We start from the raw sequence: 26,497 nt of genomic DNA, 5'->3' as shown, positions 1-26,497 counted from the left end.
GGATATTGAATTTCGAGTATTTCGTTGTAAAGCGGCTAATCAGCGCTAAAAAATATAAAAGTAGCATATCTGCACCTATAATAAAAATAGCGATCACAGCGATCGCTATTGGTATTATTATGATGCTGGTAGCCTTTGCTACAGGGCTCGGACTGCAGGAAAAGATCAGGGATAAGATCGCTGCTTTTAATGGTCATATTAATATTTCCAGCTACGATAATAATAATTCCAAAGTCTCTTTGATCCCGGTTTCCAGGAATCAGGATTTCTATCCGGAATTTACTTCGGTTGATGGGATAAAACACATCCAGGCAGTAGCTACAAAATTTGCGGTGATAAGGACAAATGAGGATTTTGAGGGAGTTATTGTAAAAGGGGTAGGAGATGATTATAACTGGGATTATTTCGAGGAGTTCCTTATCGAAGGAGAGCTTCCCGATTTTTCCAACAGACTTAATGATCAAATTTTAATTTCCCAGTATCTGGCCAACAGGCTGCGACTTAAAACAGGTGATAAGGTTCCCACTTATTTTCTACGGGAAGATAGTGAACGTCCTGTGGTAAGAGGGTTCGAAATCACAGGAATTTATGAATCTGGTTTTCAGGAGTTTGATGAACTCTATTTACTGGCAGATATTAGACACATACAACGTATCAACAGGTGGGAAGATGACCAGGTAGGAAATTTTGAGGTTTTTGTAGATGATTTTGAGGATCTGGATCAAAAGGGAAATGAAGTGTATGAGAATACCGGTTCCTTTCTGGATACCCAAACCATCAGCCAGAAATATTATTCCATTTTTGAATGGCTCTCTCTTTTCGATTTTAATATTGCTTTAATTATAGGTATTATGATCCTTGTGGCCGGTATTAATATGATCACGGCACTACTTGTTCTGATTCTTGAACGTACGCAAATGATCGGTATTTTAAAAGCACTGGGCGGATCTGACTGGAGTATAAGAAAAATATTTCTATACAATGCCGGTTATCTAATCTTACTCGGGCTCTTTTGGGGTAACCTTATTGGTATTGGGATCCTTGCCCTGCAAAAGTTTTTTAAGTTAATCCCACTGGACCCGCGAACCTATTATGTTACCGAGGTGCCAGTATACCTTAACTGGGATTATATCCTGGCTGTAAACCTGGGAACCTTGTTGCTATGCATGCTAATGCTGCTTATACCTTCTCTTATCATTGCTAAAATCTCGCCGGTAAAAGCTATTAAGTTCGAATAGAATTTCCGACCAAAATATAAGCCTTACTATCCTTGGATTAAGGCCTTAGGATTTTTTACATTTGCAGTCTTAAAATTTGAAAATGGAATACGCTGAAAATATACTGGGTACCATAGGAAATACTCCGCTTGTTAAAATGAACAAGACCGTCGAGGAGATCGATGCCCTGGTACTTGCTAAATATGAAACTTTTAATCCTGGTAATTCGGTGAAGGATCGTATGGCTGTAAAAATGGTCGAAGATGCTGAAAAGAAAGGTCTGTTGAAGCCAGGAGGTACCATAATTGAAGGAACTTCAGGAAATACGGGGATGGGACTAGCTCTTGTTGCCATCGTCAAAGGTTACAAGATGATCTGCGTGCTTAGTGATAAGCAGAGCAAGGAAAAAATGGATATTCTTAGAGCTGTTGGCAGCGAGGTAGTAGTTTGTCCTACCGATGTTGAACCAGACGATCCACGATCGTATTATTCAACCTCGAAAAGATTAGCTGAAGAAACCCCTAATTCCTGGTATGTGAATCAATATGATAACCTTGCAAACAGGCAGGCACATTATGAAACTACCGGACCTGAGATCTGGAAACAGACTGATGGAAAAGTGACTCACTTCGTAGTAGGTGTTGGAACCGGTGGAACCATATCTGGGGTTGGTAAATATCTTAAGGAACAAAACCCGGAAATTAAGATCTGGGGAATAGATACTTATGGTTCTGTTTTCAAAAAATATCATGAGACTGGTATTTTCGATGAGAAAGAGATCTACCCTTATGTAACCGAAGGAATAGGAGAGGATATACTTCCAAAGAATGTTGATTTCGATGTTATTGATGGTTTTACCAAGGTAACCGATAAAGATGCGGCGGTTTATACTCAGAAGCTTGCCAAGGAAGAAGGTTTCTTCCTTGGGAATAGTGCAGGAGCAGCAGTTAAAGGTTTGCTACAGTTAAAAGATCATTTCACCAAAGATGATGTAGTAGTGGTACTTTTTCATGACCACGGAAGCCGGTATGTTGGTAAAATGTATAACGACGATTGGATGAGAAAAATGGGCTATATAGAATAGATTTAAACTCTTATTATTATTAACCCCACTATACAGTGGGGTTTTTTTATGCCCGTAATAAGGAAAAGCCTGCAGATTTATTTCAGGTTAGTAACAAATATTCTATTTTCAAACCGTAAAAACTCGTTATGAAGAAAATCTACTTTTTATTTTTCAGTCTTATCCTGGTATCCTGCAATACTACTTTAGATGTAACCAGTAATGAAGCGCCAGAGAACCCTAATTATACTTACCTGGCCCTTGGCGATTCCTACACTATCGGTGAAAGTGTGATGGAAAATGAGCGCTGGCCGGTTCAACTAGCTGAAGAATTGCGTGCACGCAATTATAAACTAGCACCTCCTAAGATAATTGCGAAAACCGGATGGACTACCGAAGATTTATTAAGAGGAATGGATAATGAGCTTAGTATACATCGTGAATTCGACCTGGTTTCTATCCTGATAGGAGTTAATAATCAATACCAGAATAAATTAATTACAGAATATGAAGATGAAATGCGAACTATCTTCCGTAAAGCCATTAATCATTCCAAAACCAAAGAGCAGGGTGTTTTCGCGGTGAGTATACCAGATTATGGATATACTCCTTTTGGTAAGGCCAGAAAAGAAGAGATCAGTGCAGAGATCGATCGTTTTAACGAGGTTTTTAAAAGAGTGGCAGAAGAGTTTAATGTTTCATTCTATAATATTACTCCTATCTCCAGGCTGGGATTGGATAACCCGGAATTAATTGCCAGCGATAATCTTCATCCTAGTGGATTAATGTATGAAGAATGGGTGCAGACTTTTGTAAATCAGGTAGCAGAAAAACTCCCTGAATAAAATATAAAAATCTGATATTCAAATGTTTAAATTAATACATTTGAATAGTGAAGGAAGATTTTTTATATCATGTTTGGAAGTTTCAGAAGTTTGATACCGTAGATATTGAAACATCAGAAGGTGAATGCATTCATATTATCCACCCGGGATCACAAAACTATCTTTCGGGCCCGGATTTTTTTAATGCGCAAATCCAGATAGGTGAACATTTATGGGCGGGCAACGTTGAGATGCACCTGAGATCTTCAGACTGGTACTTCCACCGTCATGAAGCCGATCCTAATTATGATAATGTTATACTTCATGTGGTCTGGGATCATGACGTTGAGATTTACAGGCAGGACAATTCTGTTATCCCAACGCTGGTATTGAATTCACGGGTTGATGCCGAAATTTTGCAAGCTTATGAGAAACTTCTTTTGAAGCAACACACAAAATTGAATTGCGAAAATGATTTTAGTAATTTTCCTGAATTCCAGGTAACCCATTGGCTGGAGCGACTTTATTTTGAGAGGCTGGAGGCTAAATCTGCACAGATACCGGAATTGCTTAAGGAAACTGGTAACGATTGGGAAGCAGTGCTATACTTTATGTTATTCAGAAGTTTCGGGCTAAAAGTAAATTCTGACTCTTTTCTAAGCCTCGCACGCAACCTGGATTTTAAGATCGTTCAGAAAACCAGCACCTGCTTTTCTCTGGAAGCACTATTTCTGGGTCAGGCAGGGCTGATAAAGTTTGGTGACCTTTATGGCGAAAAGCTTCAAGAAGAGTATTCTTACCTGAAGCACAAATATCGACTGGAAAATGATCACCTGGAGAAGCCTAAATTCTTCAGACTAAGACCTGATAATTTCCCCACGATACGGTTGGCACAATTAGCGGCGCTTTATTCAGAAAACAAAAGCTTGTTCCAGGATCTAATGCAGGCAAATACTGCGGAAGAATTAAAAAGGATACTTTCAGTGAATATTTCAGAATATTGGCAAACTCACTATAATTTTGGAAAAAACCATGCAGCCAGAGCGAAAAATTTAACTTCAGATTTTATCGATCTTTTATTGATAAATTGCATAATACCTCTAAAACACTGCTATAGTCGTTTTATTGGTGATAGGTATGCGGCGGCTACGATGAATCTAATTACAGGAATAAAAAATGAAAAGAATTCTGTGATCCAGGTTTTTAATGAATTGAGACCGGGATTGGCTAAAAATGCCATGGATTCCCAGGCTTTATTACAATTAAAAAATAATTATTGCAGTTTAAATAAATGCCTGCATTGTGAATTGGGCGCTTCATTGTTGAAGAAATCTCCTAAATACATTTAAATTTGTGGTATGACAACGTTTGTTTCAAACATTAGACATTACCTGGAAAAGCATGGGTTTTACGTTTCCTCGCGTCTGGCAGATAAACTGGGTATGCGGGCGAAGAACGTCAGACTCTTTTTTATTTATACCTCCTTCTTTACAATGGGAGCAGGTTTTATAATTTATCTTACCCTGGCCTTCTGGCTAAAACTAAAAGACCTTATTTATACAAAGAGAACTTCTGTATTTGATCTATGACCAGACTGCTAGATTCAAAATTAAAACTTGCGATTGTATTAATTATCCTGGTGTTTTTTACCGGGTTAATTGGATTTCGATATCTGCATGATCACACCTGGGTAGATGCCTTATATATGACTATAATTACCCTTAGTACGGTTGGTTATGGAGAGGTGCAGCCAATGGGGCCGTACGGTAAGCTTTTTACTTCGGTTTTTATAATTTCGGGACTGTTTATATTCGGTTTTGGTCTTTCCACAATAACTGAATATGTTTTAAACAAGAATAATATTGGTAATCTAAAGCGTAATAAAATGAAAAAAAGAATTGATTCTTTTATGGATCATGTTATCGTTTGTGGATATGGACAGAATGGAAAAGAAGCTGTGCAAAAACTAATCGATTACCGAAAGGATTTTGTTATCATTGAAAGGAATGAAGAAGTTTTCCAGGGTATTGGGAATAAAGATCTAAATTATATAGTAGGAAATGCAACCGAAGATGAGATGCTTCAAACGGCAGGAATAGAAAGAGCATCTACCTTAATTTGCGCGCTGCCCCGTGATGCAGATAATTTGTTCATTGTGCTTTCAGCCAGGCAGTTAAAAAAGGACCTGAAGATCATTAGCAGGGCCACCGAGGAGAACAGTTATAAAAAATTGAAACTCGCCGGGGCAGATAATGTAATTATGCCAGACAGGATTGGAGGAAGTCATATGGCGTCACTGGTGGTTGTTCCAGATCTGGTGGAATTTCTGGATAACCTTTCTGTCTCGGGAAGGCATGACAGTATTAACGTGGAGCAGATCCCGTTTTCAAAAGTCTGTTCAGATGGAGTGGAAAAAACGATTGCTGAAACTGATATCAGGAAAAAGACCGGTTGTTCTATAATTGGTTATAAATCTCCCTCAGGTAATTATGTGGTGAATCCTGAGCCATCCTTAAAACTTGAAAAAGAATCTAAATTGATCATGATAGGCAGGCCAGATCAAATTGAAAGTCTTAAAAAATACTACCATGTCTAAACCGGAAAACAGACTAAAATAGTATACCGCAGGATAAAATTCTGTTTAACAATAAATTCACATTTTAACTCCCAAAAGTTTGATTTAGGCTAATTTTTTAGCATATTCACCGGCTAAAATTTTAACTTTATCTAATAAACGAAAATCTATATGAGAAAGTACCTACTTTCAATGTTCTTTTTATTTTCAATTTTTGCATTGTCTGCACAAGAACTAGTCGTAAAAGAGAAGGTTGTTAACCCTTCAAATGTTATCAATAACGGGTTTATCGTACTGGATGTTACTGGAGGAACTCCTCCTTACCAGTATAAATGGTCAAACCAGTCTACTAGTCTCGAATCTAATAGAGCAGAGGGCCTTACAGAGGGTATTTCATATGATGTAGTTGTTAGCGATAGCGCAGGTAATAAGGTTGAAAAATCTTATACAGTTGAGGCAGACGCTATCACAGAACACTTTAACGGAACATTTGCCCCTATCGTAGAGAGTATGGGGAATGTACTTTTCTGGGATCCTTTCTCGGCCATGGGAATTTACGATCCAAAAGTATATGCCGATATCAAGAGGATAGAAGCTCCTAACTGGGATCCACAGGAAGAAAATGTGAAATTTGTTCTTAGCGAATGGAAAGTCGCCGAAGGAGAGCATGTGAAGGAAGGAGATCTTGTAGCTGTTGTTTCCAAGAACGGCCAGAATTTCAACGTTTATGCAAATGCAGATGGTTCTCTGAATCACTTTCTTAATGAAGGCGAAACCATTTATAATTCAGAAAATAAGGAGGATGTTATTGAGCAGGGTGCCCAGTATTTTGCCAGTATCGAATATGATGAACCAATCGTATTGTTGCATCCAAACGGTGATCCACAGCAAAAAAATATTCCCTTTATCGTAGTATGGCTGGTTCTTGGAGCTTTGTTCTTTACCATCAGACTAGGTTTTATCAACATTAGAGGATTCAAACATGCACTTGAGCTTGCCAAGGGAAAGTATGATGATCCCAACGCACCTGGACAGGTAACTCACTTTCAGGCACTGGCGACTGCGGTTTCCGGAACTGTTGGACTAGGTAATATCGCCGGTGTGGCCGTAGCTATCTCATTAGGAGGAGCAGGAGCGACCATGTGGATGATTCTTGCTGGTTTACTGGGGATGTCTTCTAAATTCGTGGAATGTACACTTGGTGTAAAATATAGATTTATAAATTCTGAAGGTCGTGTATTTGGTGGACCTATGAACTACCTGAGATACGGTCTTGAAAAAAGAAATAAAAGAGGTCTTGGGAAATTCCTTGCAGGTTTCTTCGCAATACTCGCAATTGGAGCATCCTTTGGTGGAGGTAACATGTTCCAGGCTAACCAGTCCTTTTCTATTCTTGCCGGTGAGTTTCCAATGTTGGTTGGAAATGGTTTCTGGTTTGGATTGGTAGTAGCGGTGTTAGTTGGTGTCGTTATTATTGGAGGAATTAGTAGTATTGCTAAAGTAACCGGTAAGATTGTACCAATTATGGCAGCGGTTTATGTTCTGGGTGCCCTGGTGGTTATTGGGGTAAACTTCGGAAATATTGGTCCTGCATTTTCAGCGATCTGGGATGGAGCCTTCAGCCCTAGTGCCCTCAAGGGTGGTGTAATAGGAGTTCTAATTGTTGGGTTCCAGCGAGCAGCATTCTCAAATGAGGCTGGTGTAGGTTCTGCTGCAATCGCTCACTCTGCTGCGAAAACCAATCATCCGCCATCTGAAGGATTTGTGGCCCTTTTAGAGCCTTTTATCGATACAGTTGTGGTTTGTACCTTAACTGCCCTGGTGCTAATCTTTACAGGAATGCATGAAGTTGCTGGTGTAGGAGGAGTAGAGCTTACGTCTACTGCATTTGGTAGTGTAATCTCCTGGTTCCCCTACGTACTTGCAACCGCAGTATTTTTGTTCGCATTCTCTACGATGATCTCCTGGTCATACTACGGTATGAGAGCCTGGACTTACCTATTCGGGAAGAGTAAAAAGAATGAGATCGTTTATAAGGTACTATTCCTTGTATTTGTGGTAATTGGAGCCTCTGTAAGTTTAGGAGCAGTTCTTGATTTCTCAGATATGATGATCCTGGCCATGTCTTTCCCTAATATCATTGGATTATACTTCATGATAGGTGAAGTAAGTGATGACCTCAAGGAATACAGACATAGGTTAAAAGCAGGAGAACTGTTTAAAAAAACAGAAAAAGCTAAAGTAGCCAGTTAGGTCTATATATAATGAAGTTCTTAAAATCCCATTTTGCACTTACCAGAAGTCAGCAGAATGGGATTTTTGTTTTAGTAATATTGATCATTATTCTGCAGTTTTTTCTGCTTTTTGACCCCTTCCCAAAATCACGGCCTAAAGTAGTTGATCAGCATGAAATAGAATCTTTTCGAAAACAACTGGACTCTCTTAATCGGGTAACAGTTCAAAGGAGGGACACAGTCTATCCATTTAATCCGAATTACCTCTCAGATTTTAAAGGTTATCACATTGGAATGAGCCCGGACGAAATAGATAGGTTGCTCGCATTCCGCAGAAAGGGGAAATGGGTAAATTCAATTGAGGATTTTCAAAAGGTGACGGGTATTTCTGATAGCCTCCTAGCTAAGATATCACCCTCATTCAGATTCCCCGAATGGGTGAAAAAGCAAAAAGCAAAGAATCAACCCGAAGTTGCTGTTCATGGTGAAATCATTCTTATGGACCTAAATACTGCTTCGGCAGAAGATCTTCAGAAAATAAATGGTATAGGCGAAATTCTATCTCAAAGAATAATAAAATACAGATCTAGTATTGGAGGTTTTGTTGATCGCTCGCAGTTGCAGGATGTTTATGGTTTATCTCCTGAGGTGATCAATAGCATAAATCAAAAATTCAGGATCGCTACAAAACCTGATATTAAGATCAAAAATATCAATACCATATCCGCTTCAGAATTATTTGAAATACCATATATTAACCAGCAACTGGCCAAAGAAATTATTACCTATCGCAAATTGCACGAAGGGATTAAGTCTTTTGAAGAATTAGCAAAAATAGACCAGTTTCCTTCCGATAAAATTGATAGGATTAAATTATATTTGGCCTTAAACTAAAATTTGACAAAATTTATTGCTCAAATTGGTAATAATGTAATTTGATAATACGGTCTCTCTTCTTACAGGGAGTTTTCAATAATATAAAATAAAATGAGTAGATATTTTACAGAAGAACATGACATGTTCAGAAAGAGTTTTCAGGAATTTCTTCAAAAGGAAGTGGTGCCACATATCGATAAATGGGAGCAGGACGGGACTATAGAAAGATTTATCTGGAAAAAGTTCGGTGAGATGGGATATTTTGGTCTTAACCAGCCTGAAGAATATGGAGGTATGGGACTTGATCTTTTTTATACCGTTATTTTCCTGGAGGAACTTCAGAAGATCAATTCAGGAGGTTTTGCTGCTGCAATGTGGGCGCATGCTTACTTGGCAATGACTCATGTTAAGGTGGAAGCAGATCACAATTTGAAAGAGAAATATCTGACACCAGCCATCGATGGAGAGAAAATTGGTTGCCTTTGTGTTTCTGAACCTTTTGGAGGTTCAGACGTTGCCGGAATGAAAACCACGGCGGTAAAAAAAGGTGATAAATATATAATCAACGGTTCAAAAACATTTATTACCAACGGTGTTTACGCAGACTTTTACGTGGTTGCTGCAAAAACAAACCCGGAAAAGGGGAATAAGGGAATGAGCATTTTCCTTGTAGATAAAGAGTTTGATGGTATCTCTGCAACTAAGTTGAATAAACTTGGCTGGAGAGCTTCAGATACGGCAGAACTGGCTTTCGATAATGTAGAGGTTCCCGAAGAGTATTTACTGGGAGAAGAAGGTAAGGGATTTAGTTATATCATGCAGCATTTCGCCATGGAACGTTTGATCATGGGAATAAATGCTCATGCCAGGTCTGAATTCGCCCTGGACTATACTTTAGGTTATATGAAGGAGCGTGAAGCTTTCGGGAAAACTTTGGACAAGTTCCAGGCTCTAAGACACTCTATTGCAGAAATGGTAAGTGAAGTGGAAGTTATTAAGGAGTTTAACTACGCTACCGCTCAACGTTTAAATGATGGAGAATATGTAGTGAAAGAAGCCAGTATGTCTAAGCTTTTAGCTACCAAAATCTCAGATGAGGTAATGTATAAATGCTTGCAAATGCTTGGTGGATATGGCTATATGGAAGATTACCCTCTGGCTAGAATGTTCAGGGATAGCAGATTGGGCCCAATTGGTGGTGGAACTTCTGAAATCTTGAAAGAGATTATCGCCAAAATGGTGATCGATCAAAAAGAATACAAGCCAGCAGCCAAGTAAGATTGAATGATCACTTTGGCGAAAATGGTTTTTCCATTTGCCAAAATGGTGATTGATCAAAAGGAATACAAACCTGCTGCGAAATAATTATTACGCAAAAGACTATAATTTTAAATAAACCCCGTATCTAGTCCGGGGTTTATTTTTTCAGGCTTTTATAGAAAGTACTGCGTATTTTAGGTCCGTTGATAAAGAATTCAGAGGCTTCCTGATCTGTAAAGAATTCGGAGGAAAGTTCTTCATTCTTTATGATCTCGGCTTCAGACGCGCCGCCTTCAATTGCTGTCTGCACATTCTCCCTAATAGTCTTAAGCATATTCAGGAAGTCTTCATATTCAGATTTATTAGCGATCGCTCCATGGCCGGGAATGATTTTCGTATTCTCATTGATCATGGAAATTCCTGTTTCGGCAGCCTTGATATATCCGTCTACACTTCCACCACTTTCCAGGTCGATATATGGGAACATACCATTAAAGAAAGTGTCTCCTGTATGTAAAACATTGCTCTGGGGAAAATAGATCAATGCATCGCCATCGGTATGTGCATTATGAACATGGGCAATTACAATATCATTTTTATTAATATGCAGGTTCATCATGTAATTAAAAGTAAGGACGGGCAGACCGTTGTTTTCCTGGTCAGTATCTTCTTTATTCAACCTTTTTCTAACATTTTCGTGGGCCATTAACAGGGCGCCATCATTTTTGAAATTTGTATTTCCGCCGGTGTGATCACCGTGGTGATGTGTATTAATCAAAAAGCGTATTGGTTCATTACTAATGGTTCCTATCGCATTTTTAATTTTTTCGGTAAGTGGAGCGAACTGGTCATCTACCATGAATACTCCATCTTTTCCGGTAAGTACTCCAATGTTACCTCCGGCACCCTTTAACATATATATATTGTCATTTACCGGAATAACCTCGATGGTCACATCCTGCATGTTCTGAAAGGCAAAAAGGGAGGAGGTAGACATTATAATTAAGGTGGAAAAGGCTTTTAAATAAGTTTTCATATTCTGTAAATTTTAAAATCTAATTTACAGAATAGATTTTTTACATGTTTGGAAAATACTTTGGTAGAAATAATTAGTAAAAGTATTGGGTGTTTATAGAAATGGGTTATCTTTGCAGCCGATTCCAAAAGAAGGGAGGTGATGACACTATGTTAATTATACCAGTTAAAGACGGAGAAAATATAGATAGAGCTCTTAAGCGTTTTAAGCGTAAGTTCGACAAGACCGGAACTATGCGTCAGCTAAGAGAGCGTCAACATTTTACAAAACCTTCTGTTGAGCGTAGAGCTCAGATTCAGAAAGCTGAATACATCCAGCACCTGAGAGACGCAGAAGATATCTAGTAACTACTAGAAGATTGTAAAATCTATCGACACTATTTAAAGACTGTTGGTATATAAAGTTTGTTAACTTTGTATGTCAACAGTTTTTTTATGCCCAATTCTGCCTTTTTTGATTATCTCCTTTTGGAGAAGAAATACTCTGCTCATACCATTACTGCTTATAAGGCAGATCTAAAAGAATTCGCGGTTTTTATAAAGCTTGTCTATGATCAGGATGACCTTCTGGAGGTCAATTATGCCCAGATAAGGAATTGGATTGTACAGCTTTCAGAATCTGGTGTCACTAACCGCACGATAAACAGGAAAATCTCCACCTTAAAAACCTTTTATCGATTCTTACTAAAAACAAAACAACTTGAGGCCTCTCCTTTGGTCAAGCATAAAGCGTTAAAAACATCAAGAAAGGTGCAGATTCCCTTTTCAGAGGATGAGATCGTCAGGGTGCTGGAGAACATAGATACTTCTACCTGGGAAGGATTAAGAGATCGTTTTATGGTAGAGTTATTTTATTCTACGGGAATAAGGCGAGCTGAAATGATAAATATAAAAATCCAGGATCTTGATCTTGAGACTGGAAATTTAAAAGTACTCGGTAAAAGAAATAAAGAGCGATATATTCCGTTAATTAAGTCTGTGATTGAAACTGCGAGGCTTTATATTGACCACAGGAAGAAGGCTGGAGATTTAATTTACGATGACTTTCTTTTTTTGACCACCAATGGAGATAAAATCTATGAAAGTTTTGTTTATAGAGTTATAAATAATTATTTTAGTAAGGTGTCTGGCAAGCTTAAAAAAAGCCCGCATATACTGCGGCATTCGTTCGCCACTCATTTATTGAACCAGGGAGCTAATTTAAATGCGGTGAAAGAATTGTTAGGGCACTCCAGCCTGGCAGCGACTCAAGTCTATACTCACAACAGTATCGCTGAATTGAGCAAAATTCACCAGCAGGCTCATCCCCGGAATAATAAGAAATAACATAAACTTTTTTGTTTAATTAAATTCTATTGGATATGAAAATGAATCTGCAGTCCGTAAACTTCAATGCCGATCAAAAACTGATTGATTTCACCCAGAAAAAACTTGATAAACTAGAAAACTATTTTGATAAAATAATTCATGCTGATGTATTTTTCAAGGTCCAGAATACAAGTGCTAAAGAGAATAAGATTACAGAGATCTTAATAAGCGTCCCCGGAGGTGATTTAATAGTGAAAAAAACCTGCAGTAAATTTGAAGCCTGTGTAGATGAATGTGTTAATTCATTACAAAGACAACTTATCAAACGAAAGGAAAAAATGAGCGCCCATGTTTAAGTGAATTTTTTTCAAATTATTTTTTGATAAAGGAATAATTTATATACATTTGCAGTCCGTTAGAAATAGCGGACTTTTTTATGCTGAAAAATTAAGCATAATTGCCGATGTAGCTCAGCTGGCTAGAGCAGCTGATTTGTAATCAGCAGGTCGTGGGTTCGAGTCCCTCCATCGGCTCTGAAATATTGAAATTAAATCGCAAGGGATTTGTTTTAAGGTTTAATCCTGAAGAGCAATTTGGGACGAGAAGTTTATCTTGAGCGAAGTCGAAGGCAGTCCCTCCATCGGCTCTTGAAATACTGAAAATACCGAAGTTTCGAAGATTTTTTAAATCTTAATGCCTTAAGGTTTAAGTGATTGAAAAATAATCTTCAGAAATTTTAAAAAATGCTTTGGATGGTGCTTTAAAATTGCTTTAATTTGCACCCGTTTTAAAAACCATTGGAAGCTTAGCTGTTTCAGCTACGGTTCTATGAAATAGTGTGAAATTGGGGAGATACTCAAGCGGCCAACGAGGGCAGACTGTAAATCTGCTGACTACGTCTTCGCAGGTTCGAATCCTGCTCTCCCCACAAAGATTTTTATGAAGATCGCGTAGAAAATTCATTTTCTAAAGCGATTGAATAAGAAGCTTGGTAAGGGGTCGCCCTTACGGATCATCAAATTTATTTGATAATCCTCTAAATAAATGTAATGCGGGAGTAGCTCAGTTGGTAGAGCGTCAGCCTTCCAAGCTGAATGTCGCCGGTTCGAACCCGGTCTCCCGCTCTAAATAAATTGAATCAGGATATTCCCCCGGTCGTAAAATAGTTTGAGATTAAAATTTTTTAATTGATGGACTATTTGTTAGGTTACTAATAATGGGTTATTTCGGCTGTATTACCTCAATCCTGATCTTTTCCATAAGCCCTTGTTAGGTTTATGGATATCGCTGTTTAAAGCAGTCAATTGTCTGGCCGACGTAGCTCAGGGGTAGAGCGTTTCCTTGGTAAGGAAGAGGTCACGGGTTCAATTCCCGTCGTTGGCTCTAGTTTTGTATAAAATTGAACACTAATATATAACTAAGATTAAATAAGTATTAATTATGGCAAAGGAAACTTATGATCGTTCCAAACCGCACCTAAATATTGGTACAATTGGACACGTAGATCACGGAAAAACTACTTTAACTGCAGCTATTACTAAAGTAATGGCTGATGCTGGATATTCAGAAGCTAGTGCGTTCGATCAAATCGATAACGCTCCAGAAGAAAAAGAAAGAGGTATTACAATTAACTCTTCTCACGTTGAGTATTCAACTGCAAACCGTCACTACGCTCACGTTGACTGTCCTGGTCACGCCGATTACGTAAAGAACATGGTAACTGGTGCTGCTCAAATGGACGGTGCTATTCTAGTTGTGGCTGCGACTGATGGTCCAATGCCGCAAACTCGTGAGCACATCCTTCTTGGACGCCAGGTAGGTATTCCAAGAATCGTTGTATTCTTAAATAAAGTTGACCTTGTTGATGATGAGGAGCTTCTTGAACTAGTTGAGATGGAAGTAAGAGATCTTCTTTCTTTCTACGAGTATGATGGTGATAACGGTCCTGTAATTTCAGGTTCTGCACTTGGAGCTTTAGAAGGTGATGAGAAATGGTCTAAGACTGTTCTTGACCTTATGGAAGCAGTTGATACTTGGATCGAACTTCCAGAGCGTGATGTAGATAAGCCTTTCTTGATGCCTATCGAGGATGTATTCTCTATTACAGGTCGTGGTACTGTTGCAACTGGTCGTATCGAGACTGGTGTTGCTAACACTGGAGATCCTGTAGAGATCATTGGTATGGGAGCTGGAAAACTTACTTCTACTATTACTGGAGTTGAGATGTTCCGTAAGATCCTTGATAGAGGTGAAGCTGGAGATAACGTAGGTATCCTTTTAAGAGGTATCGAGAAAACTCAGATCTCTAGAGGTATGGTAATTACTAAGCCTGGATCTGTAACTCCTCACGCTAAGTTCAAGGCAGAGGTTTATATCCTTAAGAAAGAAGAAGGTGGACGTCACACTCCATTCCATAACAACTACCGTCCACAGTTCTACGTACGTACAACTGATGTAACTGGAACTATTATGCTTCCTGATGGTGTAGAAATGGTAATGCCTGGTGATAACCTTACTATTACAGTTGAGCTTATTCAGCCAATTGCAATGAACCAGGGACTTCGTTTTGCTATCCGTGAAGGTGGTAGGACTGTAGGTGCTGGTCAGGTAACTGAGATTCTAGACTAAGAATTTAGGTAATATATAAAGGTATCCCGTTAAAAGCGGGATGCCTTCACTTATATTTACGGGTTTAGCTCAGTTGGTAGAGCACTGGTCTCCAAAACCAGGTGTCGGGAGTTCGAGTCTCTCAACCCGTGCAAATATTTTTTTTGAAAATGGCAGGAATTGTTAATTACATATCAGAATCATATAACGAGTTAAGAAACCACGTTACCTGGACAAGCTGGACTGAAGCTCAAAGGCTAACAGTACTTGTGGCAGTGTTCTCGATTATCTTTTCATTAGCAATTTGGGGTGTTGATACGCTTTTTAGTGGAGCGATAGAGCAGTACTTCGAATGGGTTAAATCATAATTTAAGATAGCGATGGCAGAAGCAAAGGATAAAAAATGGTATGTGGTTCGTGCCGTTAGCGGACAGGAGAATAAGGTTAAAGATTATATTGAAAAAGAAATCGAATACCTGGGTCTTCAGGATGCTATAGATCAGGTTCTTGTTCCTACAGAAAAAGTAATTCAGATTCGTAACGGTAAGAAAGTAAATAAAGAACGTGTTTACTTTCCAGGTTATGTCATGATACAGGCAAACATCGCCGGTGAGATTCCTCATATTATTAAGGGAATTAATGGTGTGATTGGTTTTCTAGGTGAAACAAAAGGAGGAGATCCTGTGCCCCTTAGAAAATCTGAAGTAAACAGAATGTTAGGTAAAGTTGATGAGCTTTCAGTAAAAACTGATAATGTAGCGATTCCATTTACCATAGGAGAGACCATTAAAGTGATTGACGGACCGTTCAATGGTTTTAACGGTACTGTCGAGAAGATTAATGAAGAGAAGCGTAAGCTGGAAGTAATGGTGAAGATCTTCGGAAGAAAGACGCCATTAGAGTTAAGCTATATGCAAGTAGAAAAAGTATAATAATAACTGTTACATATTTTTTGATTGTTTTTTAAGCTTCCACTCAATAAACGATCATTTAAAAATTTGAAAAATGGCAAAAGAAGTAAGTAAAGTTGTAAAACTACAAGTTCGCGGAGGTGCTGCTAACCCATCACCACCAGTTGGACCTGCTTTAGGTGCTGCCGGGGTAAATATCATGGAATTCTGTAAGCAATTCAATGGTAGAACCCAGGATAAGCAAGGAAAGGTACTTCCAGTTGCAATTACTGTTTACAAGGATAAGTCTTTTGATTTTGTAATCAAGACTCCTCCTGCAGCAGTACAATTGATGGAAGCGGCTAAGACTAAAAAAGGTTCTGGTGAACCAAACAGAAAAAAAGTAGCTAGTGTTTCTTGGGATCAGGTTAAAGCGATTGCAGAAGACAAAATGCAGGATCTTAACGCATTTACTGTAGAGTCTGCAATGAAAATGGTTGCCGGAACAGCTCGTTCGATGGGAATAACTGTAAAAGGTGATGCACCGTTTTAATCCAAAAAGAAATTAGAAAATGGCAAAATTAACTAAAAAGCAAAAAGAAGCTCAGTCTAAGATTGAGAACGGCAAAACTTATACAGTTGCCGAAGCTTCAGCTTTGATAAAAGAAGTTTCCAACGAGAACTTTGACGCTTCTGTAGATCTTGCAGTTCGTTTGAATGTAGATCCACGTAAAGCGAACCAGATGGTAAGAGGTGTGGTAACACTTCCTCATGGAACTGGTAAGGACGTTAAGGTTTTGGCTCTTGTAACTCCAGATAAGGAAGAAGAAGCTAAAGAAGCTGGTGCCGACTACGTTGGATTAGATGAATACCTGGATAAGATCAAAGGCGGTTGGACAGATGTTGATGTGATCATCACTATGCCAAGCGTAATGGGGAAACTTGGACCGTTAGGACGTGTTCTTGGACCAAGAGGTTTAATGCCTAACCCTAAGACCGGTACTGTAACTATGGATATCGCAAAAGCGGTTTCTGATGTGAAAGCTGGTAAGATCGACTTTAAGGTTGACAAGACAGGAATCGTGCATGCAGCGGTTGGAAAAGCATCTTTTGATGCTGAGAAAATTGCAGGTAACGCGAAAGAATTATTAACTACGCTGGTAAAATTGAAGCCTCAGGCAGCAAAGGGTGTTTATATTAAAAGTATTTATATGACCACTACTATGAGCCCGAGTGTAGCAATAGATACTAAAAGGTTTACTGAGCAATAATTTAAGATTATGACAAGAGAAGAAAAATCACAAGTTATAGAAGATTTAACTGCCCAGTTAGCCGGATTCCAAACTATCTATTTGGCTGATATTTCTGGCCTTGATGCTGGAAGTACTTCTAACTTACGTAGAGCTTGTTTCAAAGCTGATGTAAAGTTATCGGTAGTTAAAAATACATTGCTGGCAAAAGCTATGGAAGCAGCTGAAAAAGATTTCGGTAACCTTCCAACTGTTTTAAAAGGCAATACTTCAATCATGCTTTCTGAAACCGGAAATGCTCCGGCGAAAGTAATTAAAGAATTTAGAAAGAAATCTGAGAAACCTTTACTTAAAGGAGCTTTTGTTGAAGAAGCTATTTATGTAGGTGACGAGTATCTTGATGCACTTGTTAATATCAAGTCTAAAGAAGAAGTTATCGGGGATATCATTGGATTGCTTCAATCTCCTGCTAAAAACGTTGTTTCTGCCCTTAAATCAGGTGGTGGAAAGATCGCAGGAATTCTTAAAACCCTTTCCGAAAAGGAAGGATAGTATAGTACGCACTTTTTAACAATTATAAATTAAAGAACTTTTTAAAAACGATAGAAAATGGCAGATTTAAAAGATTTCGCAGAACAATTAGTTAACCTTACGGTAAAAGAAGTAAATGAGTTAGCTGATATCTTAAAAGAAGAATATGGTATCGAGCCTGCAGCTGCTGCAGTAGCTGTTGCTGGTGGTGCTGCTGCTGGTGGTGAGGAAGCTGAAGAACAAACAGAATTTGACGTAATTCTTAAAGCTCCAGGTGGATCTAAATTAGCTGTAGTTAAACTTGTAAAAGAACTTACAGGATTAGGTCTTAAAGATGCTAAAGAATTAGTAGATGGTGCTCCAAAACCAGTAAAAGAAGGAGTAGCTAAAGACGAAGCAGAAGCTCTTAAAGCACAATTAGAAGAAGCAGGAGCTGAGGTTGAGCTTAAATAAGCTTAACACAAGCAATATTATTTAGGTTTAGACCTCAGGATTCACTCCTGGAGGTCTAAACCATTTTGCGTATATAGAACCGAACGTTTAAAAAGCGCAGTTTTTTTTATATAAATTATAATCCCGTCCATTGATGTTAGCAAAGCAAACTGAAAGATTGAGTTTCTCTTCTGTTAAGAACAAGCCTGCTTATCCGGACTTTCTGGATCTGCAGATTAAGTCTTTTCAGGACTTCTTTCAATTAGAGACAAAATCAGAAGAACGGGGAAATGAAGGTCTTTACAACACCTTCCTAGAAAACTTCCCCATTACGGACACCCGTAATCAATTTGTACTAGAATTCTTAGATTATTTTGTGGACCCGCCAAGATACTCCATCCAGGAATGTATCGAACGTGGTTTGACCTACAGTGTACCGCTTAAAGCCAGACTTAAGTTATACTGTACCGACCCTGAACACGAAGATTTTGAAACCATCGTACAGGACGTATACTTGGGAACTATCCCTTATATGACACCTAGCGGAACTTTCTGCATCAACGGTGCCGAGCGAGTAGTAGTATCTCAGCTACACCGTTCACCGGGGGTTTTCTTTGGACAGTCTTTCCATGCTAATGGAACTAAATTATATTCAGCCCGTGTAATTCCTTTCAAAGGATCATGGATTGAATTTGCTACCGATATTAACAGCGTAATGTACGCGTATATCGATCGTAAGAAAAAATTACCTGTTACTACTCTTTTCCGTGCTATCGGGTTTGAGCGTGATAAGGATATCCTGGAGATCTTTGACCTTGCAGAAGAGGTTAAAGTTTCTAAAACAGGACTTAAAAAATATCTTGGACGTAAACTTGCGGCCAGGGTACTTAATACATGGTATGAGGATTTCGTAGATGAAGATACTGGTGAAGTTGTTTCTATCGAGCGTAACGAGATCGTTCTTGACCGTGATACAGAACTTGAAAAAGATCACATAGAAGAAATTCTGGAAACCGGAAGTAAGACTATCCTTCTTCATAAAGAGGATAACCAGACCGGTGACTATGCGATTATTCATAATACCTTGCAAAAGGATCCTACCAACTCTGAAAAAGAAGCGGTAGAACATATCTATCGTCAGCTTCGTAATGCTGAACCGCCAGATGAGGAAACTGCTCGTGGAATTATCGACAAGCTTTTCTTCTCAGACCAGCGTTACAGCCTTGGAGAAGTAGGTAGATATAGAATGAACAAAAAACTTGGTCTTGATGTGGAGATGGATAAGCAGGTGCTTACCAAGATCGATATCATTACCATAGTTAAATATCTTATTGAGCTTATCAACTCTAAAGCTGAGATCGATGATATTGATCACTTATCTAACCGTCGTGTTAGAACTGTAGGTGAGCAGTTGTCTCAGCAGTTTGGTGTTGGTCTTGCCCGTATGGCAAGAACCATCCGTGAGAGAATGAATGTTCGTGATAACGAGGTGTTTACCCCGATCGATTTGATCAACGCGAAGACATTATCTTCTGTGATCAACTCTTTCTTCGGAACAAACCAGTTATCTCAGTTCATGGACCAGACCAACCCTCTTGCAGAGATCACGCACAAGCGTAGACTTTCGGCATTAGGACCAGGTGGTCTATCGAGAGAAAGAGCAGGTTTCGAGGTACGTGATGTTCACTATACTCACTACGGAAGACTTTGCCCGATTGAAACTCCTGAAGGACCAAACATTGGACTTATTTCTTCACTTTCGGTTTATGCTAAAGTAAACGGAATGGGATTCATTGAAACTCCATACCGTAGTGTTACTGATGGTAAGATCAACATTTCTGAAGAGCCTATTTATTTAAGTGCTGAAGAAGAAGAAGGTAAGAAGATAGCTCAGGCTAATATTCCATTAAAAGACGACGGAACTATAGATACAGATCGTGTTATTGCACGTATGGAAGGTGACTTCCCGGTAGTTGATCCTAAAGAGGTTCATTATACCGATGTTGCACCAAACCAAATCTCATCTATTTCGGCTTCATTAATTCCATTCCTGGAGCATGATGATGCCAACCGTGCACTGATGGGATCAAACATGATGCGTCAGGCAGTACCGCTATTAAGAACAGATTCTCCAATCGTTGGAACTGGTCTTGAAAGACAGGTAGCTACAGACTCCAGAGTATTGATCAATGCAGAAGGAGAAGGAGAAGTAGAATATGTAGACGCTAATAAGATCGTAATTAAGTACGATCGTACAGATGAGGAAAGAATGGTAAGTTTTGATGATGATTCAAAATCTTATAACCTTATCAAATTCCGTAAGACTAACCAGGGAACCTGTATCAACTTGAAGCCGATCGTAAGTGTAGGTGACAGGGTAACAAAAGGACAGGTACTTTGCCAGGGTTATGCTACTGAAGCTGGGGAACTTGCACTAGGTAGAAACATGAAGGTTGCCTTCATGCCTTGGAAAGGTTACAACTTTGAGGATGCGATCGTGATTTCAGAAAAAGTGGTTAGAGATGATATTTTCACCTCTATCCATATAGATGAGTACTCTCTAGAAGTTAGAGATACAAAACTGGGTAATGAAGAATTGACTAATGACATTCCAAACGTTTCAGAAGAGGCTACTAAAGACCTTGATGAGCATGGTATGATTAGAGTTGGTGCTGAAGTGAAGCCTGGTGATATTCTTATTGGTAAGATCACTCCTAAAGGAGAAAGTGATCCAACGCCAGAAGAAAAACTTCTGCGTGCGATCTTTGGTGACAAGGCTGGTGATGTAAAAGATGCTTCGTTAAAAGCTTCTCCATCATTAAGCGGAGTTGTGATCAACAAGAAGTTGTTCGCAAGAGCTATCAAAGACAAGCGTAAGAGAGCACAGGATAAAGAAGATGTAGCAGCTTTAGAGAAAAAGTACGATGCTAAATTTGCCAATCTTAAGGCTGAACTTGTTGAGAAATTATTTGCCATCATAGGTGGTAAGACAGCTCAGGGAGTACAGAATGACCTTGGTGAAGAAGTAATGCCAAAAGGTAAGAAGTACACTCTTAAGATGTTGAACTCTGTAGACGATTATACTCACTTAACCAGTGGTACGTGGACTACAGATGATCACCTTAATGAGCTTGTTGCAGATCTTATCCATAATTATAAAATCAAGGAAAACGATCTTCAGGGTAACCTTAGAAGAGAGAAATTCACCATTTCTGTAGGAGATGAACTTCCATCAGGAATTCTTAAACTGGCTAAAGTTTACATCGCTAAGAAACGTAAGCTGAAAGTTGGTGATAAGATGGCTGGACGTCACGGTAACAAAGGTATTGTTGCCAGAATCGTTCGTCAGGAGGATATGCCATTCCTTGAAGACGGAACTCCGGTTGATATCGTGTTGAACCCACTTGGGGTACCATCACGTATGAACATCGGTCAGATCTATGAAACAGTTCTTGGATGGGCTGGTCAGAAAAACGGAACCAAATATGCGACTCCAATTTTCGACGGTGCTACAATCGATCAAATCAACGATCTTACAGATGCAGCAGGAATTCCAAGATACGGGCACACTTATCTTTATGATGGTGGAACCGGAATGAGGTTTGACCAACGTGCAACGGTAGGTGTTATCTACATGCTTAAACTGGGTCATATGATCGACGATAAGATGCACGCCCGTTCTATTGGACCATACTCACTTATTACTCAGCAGCCGCTTGGTGGTAAGGCACAATTTGGTGGTCAGAGATTCGGAGAGATGGAGGTTTGGGCTCTTGAAGCTTATGGAGCATCTAGTACTCTAAGGGAAATTCTAACGGTAAAGTCTGATGACGTTATTGGTAGAGCTAAGACCTATGAGGCGATTGTGAAGGGTGAGCCAATGCCAGAACCTGGATTACCGGAATCTTTCAACGTACTTATGCACGAATTGAAAGGTCTTGGATTGGATATTAAACTTGAAGAATAACATTCTGTTGAAGGGGGCTGCACTAGTGGCCCCGTTTAAACAGAATATTCACAATAATTAGCAGCATTTATTATGGCTAGAAATAATGATAAAAATACAGTACAGAGGTTCAACCAGATCTCTATAGGTTTAGCTTCTCCAGAGTCCATCCTTGCGGAGTCTCGTGGTGAAGTTCTTAAGCCTGAAACGATCAATTACCGTACGCACAAACCGGAGCGTGACGGATTGTTCTGTGAGCGTATTTTTGGTCCTGTAAAGGATTATGAATGTGCCTGCGGAAAATACAAAAGAATCCGTTACAAAGGAATCGTTTGTGACCGTTGTGGAGTTGAAGTTACCGAGAAAAAGGTTCGTAGAGATCGTGTTGGTCACATTAACCTGGTAGTACCTGTAGCTCATATCTGGTATTTCCGTTCTTTACCTAACAAAATTGGTTATTTGCTAGGCCTGCCGTCTAAAAAACTGGACATGATCATCTACTACGAAAGATATGTGGTGATCCAGCCTGGTAACGCGGTAGATGAAGAAGGAAAAGCCTTAAAGAAAATGGACTTCCTTACTGAAGAAGAGTATCTGAATATTTTAGATGAACTTCCGCAGGAAAACCAATACCTGGAAGACAGCGACCCAAATAAGTTTATCGCTAAAATGGGAGCTGAGTGTCTTATCGAGATCTTGAAGAGAATCGATCTTGATGAACTTTCTTATGAATTAAGACATAAGGCAAATAACGAAACTTCCAAGCAACGTAAGACGGAGGCTCTTAAGAGACTTCAGGTTGTGGAAGCGCTTCGTGATGCAAACAAAAATCGTGAGAACAACCCTGAATGGATGATCATGAAGGTAGTACCGGTTATTCCACCGGAACTTAGACCTCTTGTGCCTCTTGATGGTGGTCGTTTTGCGACTTCAGATTTGAACGATCTTTACCGTCGTGTAATTATTCGTAACAACCGTCTGAAAAGATTAATGGAGATCAAAGCTCCTGAGGTAATTCTACGTAACGAAAAACGTATGCTTCAGGAATCTGTAGATTCATTATTCGATAATACTAGAAAATCATCTGCGGTTAAGACAGACTCTAACCGTCCGCTTAAATCACTTTCAGATTCATTGAAAGGTAAGCAAGGTCGTTTCCGTCAGAACCTGCTTGGTAAACGTGTGGATTATTCAGCACGTTCGGTAATCGTTGTTGGACCAGAATTGAAAATGTTCGAATGTGGTCTTCCAAAGAACATGGCGGCTGAACTTTACAAGCCTTTCATCATCAGAAAACTGATAGAAAGAGGTATCGTAAAGACAGTGAAGTCTGCTAAGAAGATTATCGATAAGAAAGAACCTGTAGTTTGGGATATACTGGAGAACGTGCTAAAAGGGCATCCGGTATTATTGAACCGTGCTCCTACGCTTCACCGTCTGGGTATCCAGGCTTTCCAGCCTAAACTTATTGAAGGAAAAGCAATTCAGCTTCACCCACTTGCGTGTACTGCATTCAACGCCGATTTTGATGGTGACCAGATGGCGGTTCACTTACCACTTGGGCCAGAAGCTATTTTGGAAGCACAGTTATTAATGCTTGCTTCTCACAATATATTGAACCCTGCAAACGGTTCGCCAATTACAGTACCTTCTCAGGATATGGTACTTGGTCTTTACTATATGACCAAGCACAAGAAATCTACTCCTGAAGAGCCTGTAGTAGGTGAAGGACTTACTTTTTATTCTGCAGAAGAGCTTGTGATAGCTTACAACCAGAAGAGAGTAGACCTTAACGCAGGTATCAAAATTAGAACTAAAGATTTCAACGAAAACGGAGAACTGGTTTACCAGGTCATCGATACTACTGTTGGTAGAGTATTGTTCAATGAAGCAGTGCCTGAAAAAGCAGGATATATCAATGAGGTATTGACCAAGAAATCCCTTCGTGAGATCATTGGTAAGATCCTTAAAATTACCAGTATTCCTGAAACTTCTGAATTCCTTGATAATATTAAGGAACTTGGTTATGGATTCGCCTTCCGTGGTGGTCTTTCTTTCAGTTTAGGTGATATTATCATCCCTGAAGAGAAGCAAACCATGATCGACGAGGCTAACGAGCAGGTGGAAGGTATCATTGGTAACTATAACATGGGTCTTATTACCAATAACGAACGTTACAACCAGGTAATTGACATCTGGACTTCAACTAACGCAGGTCTTACTGAATTGGCTATGAAGCGAATTCGCGAAGACAAGCAAGGATTCAACTCGGTATATATGATGCTTGATTCTGGTGCGCGTGGTTCCAAGGAGCAGATTCGTCAGCTTACCGGTATGCGAGGTCTTATGGCCAAGCCTAAGAAATCGAACTCAGGTGGAGGTGAAATTATTGAAAACCCGATTCTTTCTAACTTTAAGGAAGGCCTTTCAATTCTTGAATACTTTATCTCTACTCACGGTGCTCGTAAAGGTCTTGCAGATACCGCACTTAAAACTGCCGATGCAGGTTACTTAACCCGTCGTCTGGTAGATGTTTCTCAGGATGTGATCGTAAATGAAGCTGACTGTGGAACTTTAAGAGGGGTAGAAGTTAAGCCACTTAAGAAGAACGAAGAGATTGTAGAATCATTAGGAGAAAGAATCCTTGGACGTATTTCTCTTCATGATGTTGTTAATCCATCAACAGATGAACTTCTGGTTGCTGGAAACGAAGAAATCACTGAAGAAATTGTTGCTAAGATCGAAGCTGCGCCAATAGAAAGTGTTGAAGTACGTTCACCACTTACCTGTGAGGCGAAGAAAGGTATCTGTATCAAGTGTTACGGTAGAAACCTTGCAACCAACAAGATCGTACAAACAGGTGAAGCTGTTGGTGTTGTTGCTGCTCAGTCTATTGGAGAGCCTGGTACACAGCTTACCCTACGTACGTTCCACGTGGGTGGTATTGCAGGTAACATTTCTGAAGATAATAAACTTGAAGCGAAGTTTGATGGTATCGCAGAGATTGAAGATCTTAAAGTTGTTAAAGGTGAAGCCCCTGATGGTGGAACTGCAGACATCGTGATCTCCCGTACTGCTGAGCTTAAGATCAAGGATAAGAAAACCGGTGTTGTTTTAAGTAACAACAACATTCCTTATGGTGCCCAGATCAATATTTCAGACGGGGCTGCTGTGAAGAAAGGTGAAGTTGTATGTACATGGGATCCTTATAACGGGGTGATCATTTCAGAATTCGCCGGTAAGATCAAGTATGAAAATATAGATCAGGGTGTAACCTATCAGGTAGAGATCGATGAACAAACTGGATTCCAGGAGAAAGTAATTTCTGAATCACGTAACAAGAAATTGATCCCAACCCTTCATATCTTAGGTAAGAAAGACGAAGTGATTCGTTCTTATAACCTTCCGGTAGGTGCACACCTTATGGTAGACAATGCTGAAAAGATTGGAGTAGGTAAGATCCTTGTTAAGATTCCACGTAAGTCTTCAAAAGCAGGGGATATTACAGGTGGTCTTCCAAGGGTAACCGAGCTTTTCGAAGCACGTAACCCTTCTAACCCAGCGGTTGTATCAGAGATTGATGGTGTTGTATCTTTTGGTAAGATCAAGAGAGGTAACCGTGAGATCATCGTTGAGTCTAAACTTGGAGAGGTTAAGAAGTACTTAGTTAAGTTATCTAACCAGATCCTAGTTCAGGAGAATGACTACGTAAGAGCTGGTATGCCACTTTCTGATGGTTCTATCACTCCAGAGGATATCCTGAATATTAAAGGACCAAACGCTGTACAGCAGTATCTTGTGAACGAAGTTCAGGAAGTATACCGTTTACAGGGTGTGAAGATTAACGATAAGCACTTCGAGGTTGTGGTAAGACAGATGATGCGTAAGGTAAGAATCGTTGATCCAGGTGATACTATATTCCTAGAAAACCAGCTTGTTCACAAAGATGATTTCATCGATGAGAACAACAAGTTATTCGGAATGAAGGTTATCGAAGATGCCGGTGATTCAGAAAGGCTGAAACCAGGACAGATTATTACTCCAAGAGATCTAAGAGACGAGAACTCTATTCTTAGAAGAGAAGATAAGAATCTTGCGACTGCCAGAGACGTGATCACGGCGACAGCTAATCCGGTACTTCAGGGTATTACCAGAGCTTCCCTACAAACCAAGTCATTCATCTCGGCTGCTTCCTTCCAGGAAACTACCAAGGTATTGAACGAGGCTGCGGTAAGCGGTAAGATCGATCAGCTTGAAGGATTGAAGGAAAATGTAATTGTAGGACACAGAATTCCTGCAGGTACAGGTATGAGAAAATACGACAGCATTATTGTTGGTTCTAAAGAAGAATTCGATGAGATGCTTGAGAAGAAGCAGGAAGTTAACTATAACTAATTGCTGATAATAATTAGAAAAAAGGCTCGCATTTGCGGGCCTTTTTTTATTAAT

22 protein-coding genes and 5 tRNA genes are annotated in these 26,497 nt (G+C 39.4%); 26 read left to right on the top strand and 1 reads right to left on the bottom strand.

All coding sequences use genetic code 11. From position 1 onward, the window contains the following. Nucleotides 1–5: 5 nt before the first annotated feature. The 9 genes from FGM01_RS08440 (at nt 6) to FGM01_RS08400 (ending at nt 10,067) form a co-directional block, all read left to right on the top strand. The gene (locus FGM01_RS08440) at nt 6–1,238 is read left to right on the top strand and encodes an ABC transporter permease (protein ID WP_143410738.1); all 1,233 of its coding nucleotides are present in this window, start codon (nt 6–8) and stop codon (nt 1,236–1,238) included. A gap of 82 nt (nt 1,239–1,320) precedes the next feature. Beyond that, complete coding sequence (locus FGM01_RS08435; protein WP_143410737.1) at nt 1,321–2,301, top strand: PLP-dependent cysteine synthase family protein; 981 nt, start codon at nt 1,321–1,323, stop codon at nt 2,299–2,301. 128 nt (nt 2,302–2,429) lie between these two features. Continuing rightward, the gene (locus FGM01_RS08430; protein WP_143410736.1) at nt 2,430–3,125 is read left to right on the top strand and encodes an SGNH/GDSL hydrolase family protein; all 696 of its coding nucleotides are present in this window, start codon (nt 2,430–2,432) and stop codon (nt 3,123–3,125) included. Nucleotides 3,126–3,172: 47 nt separating this feature from the next. Continuing rightward, nucleotides 3,173–4,453 (top strand): DUF2851 family protein, encoded by a 1,281-nt coding sequence (locus FGM01_RS08425; RefSeq protein WP_143410735.1) that lies wholly within the window; start codon nt 3,173–3,175, stop codon nt 4,451–4,453. Nucleotides 4,454–4,462: 9 nt separating this feature from the next. Further along, the gene (locus tag FGM01_RS08420) at nt 4,463–4,693 is read left to right on the top strand and encodes a PspC domain-containing protein (RefSeq protein ID WP_143410734.1); all 231 of its coding nucleotides are present in this window, start codon (nt 4,463–4,465) and stop codon (nt 4,691–4,693) included. Next, on the top strand, nt 4,690–5,700 hold the full coding sequence (locus FGM01_RS08415; protein ID WP_143410733.1) for a potassium channel family protein: 1,011 nt from the start codon (nt 4,690–4,692) through the stop codon (nt 5,698–5,700). Before FGM01_RS08420 ends, FGM01_RS08415 begins: the two co-directional genes overlap by 4 nt. Before the next feature lie 150 nt (nt 5,701–5,850). Continuing rightward, nucleotides 5,851–7,932, top strand: coding sequence for an amino acid carrier protein (locus FGM01_RS08410; protein ID WP_143410732.1), 2,082 nt, complete (start codon nt 5,851–5,853; stop codon nt 7,930–7,932). Between the two features lie 11 nt (nt 7,933–7,943). After that, nucleotides 7,944–8,807, top strand: coding sequence for a ComEA family DNA-binding protein (locus FGM01_RS08405; protein ID WP_143410731.1), 864 nt, complete (start codon nt 7,944–7,946; stop codon nt 8,805–8,807). Nucleotides 8,808–8,900: 93 nt separating this feature from the next. Continuing rightward, complete coding sequence (locus FGM01_RS08400; protein ID WP_143410730.1) at nt 8,901–10,067, top strand: acyl-CoA dehydrogenase family protein; 1,167 nt, start codon at nt 8,901–8,903, stop codon at nt 10,065–10,067. 139 nt (nt 10,068–10,206) lie between these two features. Here FGM01_RS08400 and FGM01_RS08395 read toward each other — a convergent pair whose 3' ends face one another. Continuing rightward, nucleotides 10,207–11,085, bottom strand: coding sequence for an MBL fold metallo-hydrolase (locus FGM01_RS08395; RefSeq protein ID WP_143410729.1), 879 nt, complete (start codon nt 11,083–11,085; stop codon nt 10,207–10,209). A gap of 149 nt (nt 11,086–11,234) precedes the next feature. On the opposite strand from FGM01_RS08395, the gene rpsU reads away from it, so the two are divergent. The 17 genes from rpsU (at nt 11,235) to rpoC (ending at nt 26,443) form a co-directional block, all read left to right on the top strand. After that, nucleotides 11,235–11,429, top strand: coding sequence for a 30S ribosomal protein S21 (gene rpsU / locus FGM01_RS08390; protein WP_143410728.1), 195 nt, complete (start codon nt 11,235–11,237; stop codon nt 11,427–11,429). Nucleotides 11,430–11,519: 90 nt separating this feature from the next. Further along, nucleotides 11,520–12,410, top strand: coding sequence for a tyrosine-type recombinase/integrase (locus FGM01_RS08385; protein ID WP_143410727.1), 891 nt, complete (start codon nt 11,520–11,522; stop codon nt 12,408–12,410). A gap of 35 nt (nt 12,411–12,445) precedes the next feature. Further along, a complete protein-coding gene (gene hpf, locus FGM01_RS08380) occupies nt 12,446–12,748 on the top strand; it encodes a ribosome hibernation-promoting factor, HPF/YfiA family (protein WP_143410726.1) in 303 nt (100 codons plus the stop codon). A gap of 103 nt (nt 12,749–12,851) precedes the next feature. Then, a tRNA-Thr gene (locus tag FGM01_RS08375) sits at nt 12,852–12,925 on the top strand. A gap of 313 nt (nt 12,926–13,238) precedes the next feature. Next, a tRNA-Tyr gene (locus FGM01_RS08370) sits at nt 13,239–13,320 on the top strand. Between the two features lie 123 nt (nt 13,321–13,443). Continuing rightward, nucleotides 13,444–13,516, top strand: a tRNA-Gly gene (locus FGM01_RS08365). 187 nt (nt 13,517–13,703) lie between these two features. After that, nucleotides 13,704–13,775: transfer RNA gene (locus FGM01_RS08360), tRNA-Thr, on the top strand. 57 nt (nt 13,776–13,832) lie between these two features. After that, a complete protein-coding gene (gene tuf / locus FGM01_RS08355; RefSeq protein WP_143410725.1) occupies nt 13,833–15,020 on the top strand; it encodes an elongation factor Tu in 1,188 nt (395 codons plus the stop codon). Nucleotides 15,021–15,078: 58 nt separating this feature from the next. Beyond that, nucleotides 15,079–15,151 (top strand) — tRNA-Trp (locus tag FGM01_RS08350). A gap of 18 nt (nt 15,152–15,169) precedes the next feature. Then, complete coding sequence (gene secE, locus FGM01_RS08345) at nt 15,170–15,367, top strand: preprotein translocase subunit SecE (RefSeq protein WP_026933824.1); 198 nt, start codon at nt 15,170–15,172, stop codon at nt 15,365–15,367. A gap of 12 nt (nt 15,368–15,379) precedes the next feature. Then, nucleotides 15,380–15,931, top strand: coding sequence for a transcription termination/antitermination protein NusG (gene nusG, locus FGM01_RS08340; protein ID WP_143410724.1), 552 nt, complete (start codon nt 15,380–15,382; stop codon nt 15,929–15,931). 73 nt (nt 15,932–16,004) lie between these two features. Then, a complete protein-coding gene (gene rplK, locus FGM01_RS08335; protein ID WP_011710241.1) occupies nt 16,005–16,442 on the top strand; it encodes a 50S ribosomal protein L11 in 438 nt (145 codons plus the stop codon). Between the two features lie 19 nt (nt 16,443–16,461). Further along, nucleotides 16,462–17,160, top strand: coding sequence for a 50S ribosomal protein L1 (gene rplA, locus FGM01_RS08330; protein WP_026933826.1), 699 nt, complete (start codon nt 16,462–16,464; stop codon nt 17,158–17,160). Between the two features lie 9 nt (nt 17,161–17,169). Further along, entirely contained in the window at nt 17,170–17,691 is a 522-nt protein-coding gene (rplJ, locus tag FGM01_RS08325; protein ID WP_143410723.1) for a 50S ribosomal protein L10, read from the top strand. A gap of 57 nt (nt 17,692–17,748) precedes the next feature. Beyond that, nucleotides 17,749–18,123, top strand: coding sequence for a 50S ribosomal protein L7/L12 (gene rplL, locus FGM01_RS08320; protein WP_143410722.1), 375 nt, complete (start codon nt 17,749–17,751; stop codon nt 18,121–18,123). Nucleotides 18,124–18,256: 133 nt separating this feature from the next. After that, entirely contained in the window at nt 18,257–22,069 is a 3,813-nt protein-coding gene (rpoB, locus tag FGM01_RS08315) for a DNA-directed RNA polymerase subunit beta (RefSeq protein ID WP_143410721.1), read from the top strand. Nucleotides 22,070–22,141: 72 nt separating this feature from the next. Further along, complete coding sequence (gene rpoC / locus FGM01_RS08310; RefSeq protein ID WP_143410720.1) at nt 22,142–26,443, top strand: DNA-directed RNA polymerase subunit beta'; 4,302 nt, start codon at nt 22,142–22,144, stop codon at nt 26,441–26,443. Nucleotides 26,444–26,497: the final 54 nt, after the last annotated feature.

The organism is Christiangramia sabulilitoris (assembly GCF_007050985.1).
Taxonomy (GTDB): domain Bacteria; phylum Bacteroidota; class Bacteroidia; order Flavobacteriales; family Flavobacteriaceae; genus Christiangramia; species Christiangramia sabulilitoris.
Note: the sequence above shows the minus strand (reverse complement) of the source record. Positions and strands in the feature narration are given on the sequence as shown.

Coding starts and splice junctions, on each gene's coding strand:
- FGM01_RS08400 (WP_143410730.1), top strand. CDS start 8,901: ATGAGTAGATATTTTACAGAAGAACATGACATGTTCAGAAAGAGTTTT.
- nusG (WP_143410724.1), top strand. CDS start 15,380: ATGGCAGAAGCAAAGGATAAAAAATGGTATGTGGTTCGTGCCGTTAGC.
- FGM01_RS08415 (WP_143410733.1), top strand. CDS start 4,690: ATGACCAGACTGCTAGATTCAAAATTAAAACTTGCGATTGTATTAATT.
- FGM01_RS08385 (WP_143410727.1), top strand. CDS start 11,520: ATGCCCAATTCTGCCTTTTTTGATTATCTCCTTTTGGAGAAGAAATAC.
- rplL (WP_143410722.1), top strand. CDS start 17,749: ATGGCAGATTTAAAAGATTTCGCAGAACAATTAGTTAACCTTACGGTA.
- FGM01_RS08395 (WP_143410729.1), bottom strand. CDS start 11,085: ATGAAAACTTATTTAAAAGCCTTTTCCACCTTAATTATAATGTCTACC.
- rpsU (WP_143410728.1), top strand. CDS start 11,235: ATGTTAATTATACCAGTTAAAGACGGAGAAAATATAGATAGAGCTCTT.
- rplK (WP_011710241.1), top strand. CDS start 16,005: ATGGCAAAAGAAGTAAGTAAAGTTGTAAAACTACAAGTTCGCGGAGGT.
- hpf (WP_143410726.1), top strand. CDS start 12,446: ATGAAAATGAATCTGCAGTCCGTAAACTTCAATGCCGATCAAAAACTG.
- rplA (WP_026933826.1), top strand. CDS start 16,462: ATGGCAAAATTAACTAAAAAGCAAAAAGAAGCTCAGTCTAAGATTGAG.
- rplJ (WP_143410723.1), top strand. CDS start 17,170: ATGACAAGAGAAGAAAAATCACAAGTTATAGAAGATTTAACTGCCCAG.
- FGM01_RS08420 (WP_143410734.1), top strand. CDS start 4,463: ATGACAACGTTTGTTTCAAACATTAGACATTACCTGGAAAAGCATGGG.
- rpoC (WP_143410720.1), top strand. CDS start 22,142: ATGGCTAGAAATAATGATAAAAATACAGTACAGAGGTTCAACCAGATC.
- FGM01_RS08435 (WP_143410737.1), top strand. CDS start 1,321: ATGGAATACGCTGAAAATATACTGGGTACCATAGGAAATACTCCGCTT.
- rpoB (WP_143410721.1), top strand. CDS start 18,257: ATGTTAGCAAAGCAAACTGAAAGATTGAGTTTCTCTTCTGTTAAGAAC.
- FGM01_RS08430 (WP_143410736.1), top strand. CDS start 2,430: ATGAAGAAAATCTACTTTTTATTTTTCAGTCTTATCCTGGTATCCTGC.
- FGM01_RS08410 (WP_143410732.1), top strand. CDS start 5,851: ATGAGAAAGTACCTACTTTCAATGTTCTTTTTATTTTCAATTTTTGCA.
- tuf (WP_143410725.1), top strand. CDS start 13,833: ATGGCAAAGGAAACTTATGATCGTTCCAAACCGCACCTAAATATTGGT.
- secE (WP_026933824.1), top strand. CDS start 15,170: ATGGCAGGAATTGTTAATTACATATCAGAATCATATAACGAGTTAAGA.
- FGM01_RS08405 (WP_143410731.1), top strand. CDS start 7,944: ATGAAGTTCTTAAAATCCCATTTTGCACTTACCAGAAGTCAGCAGAAT.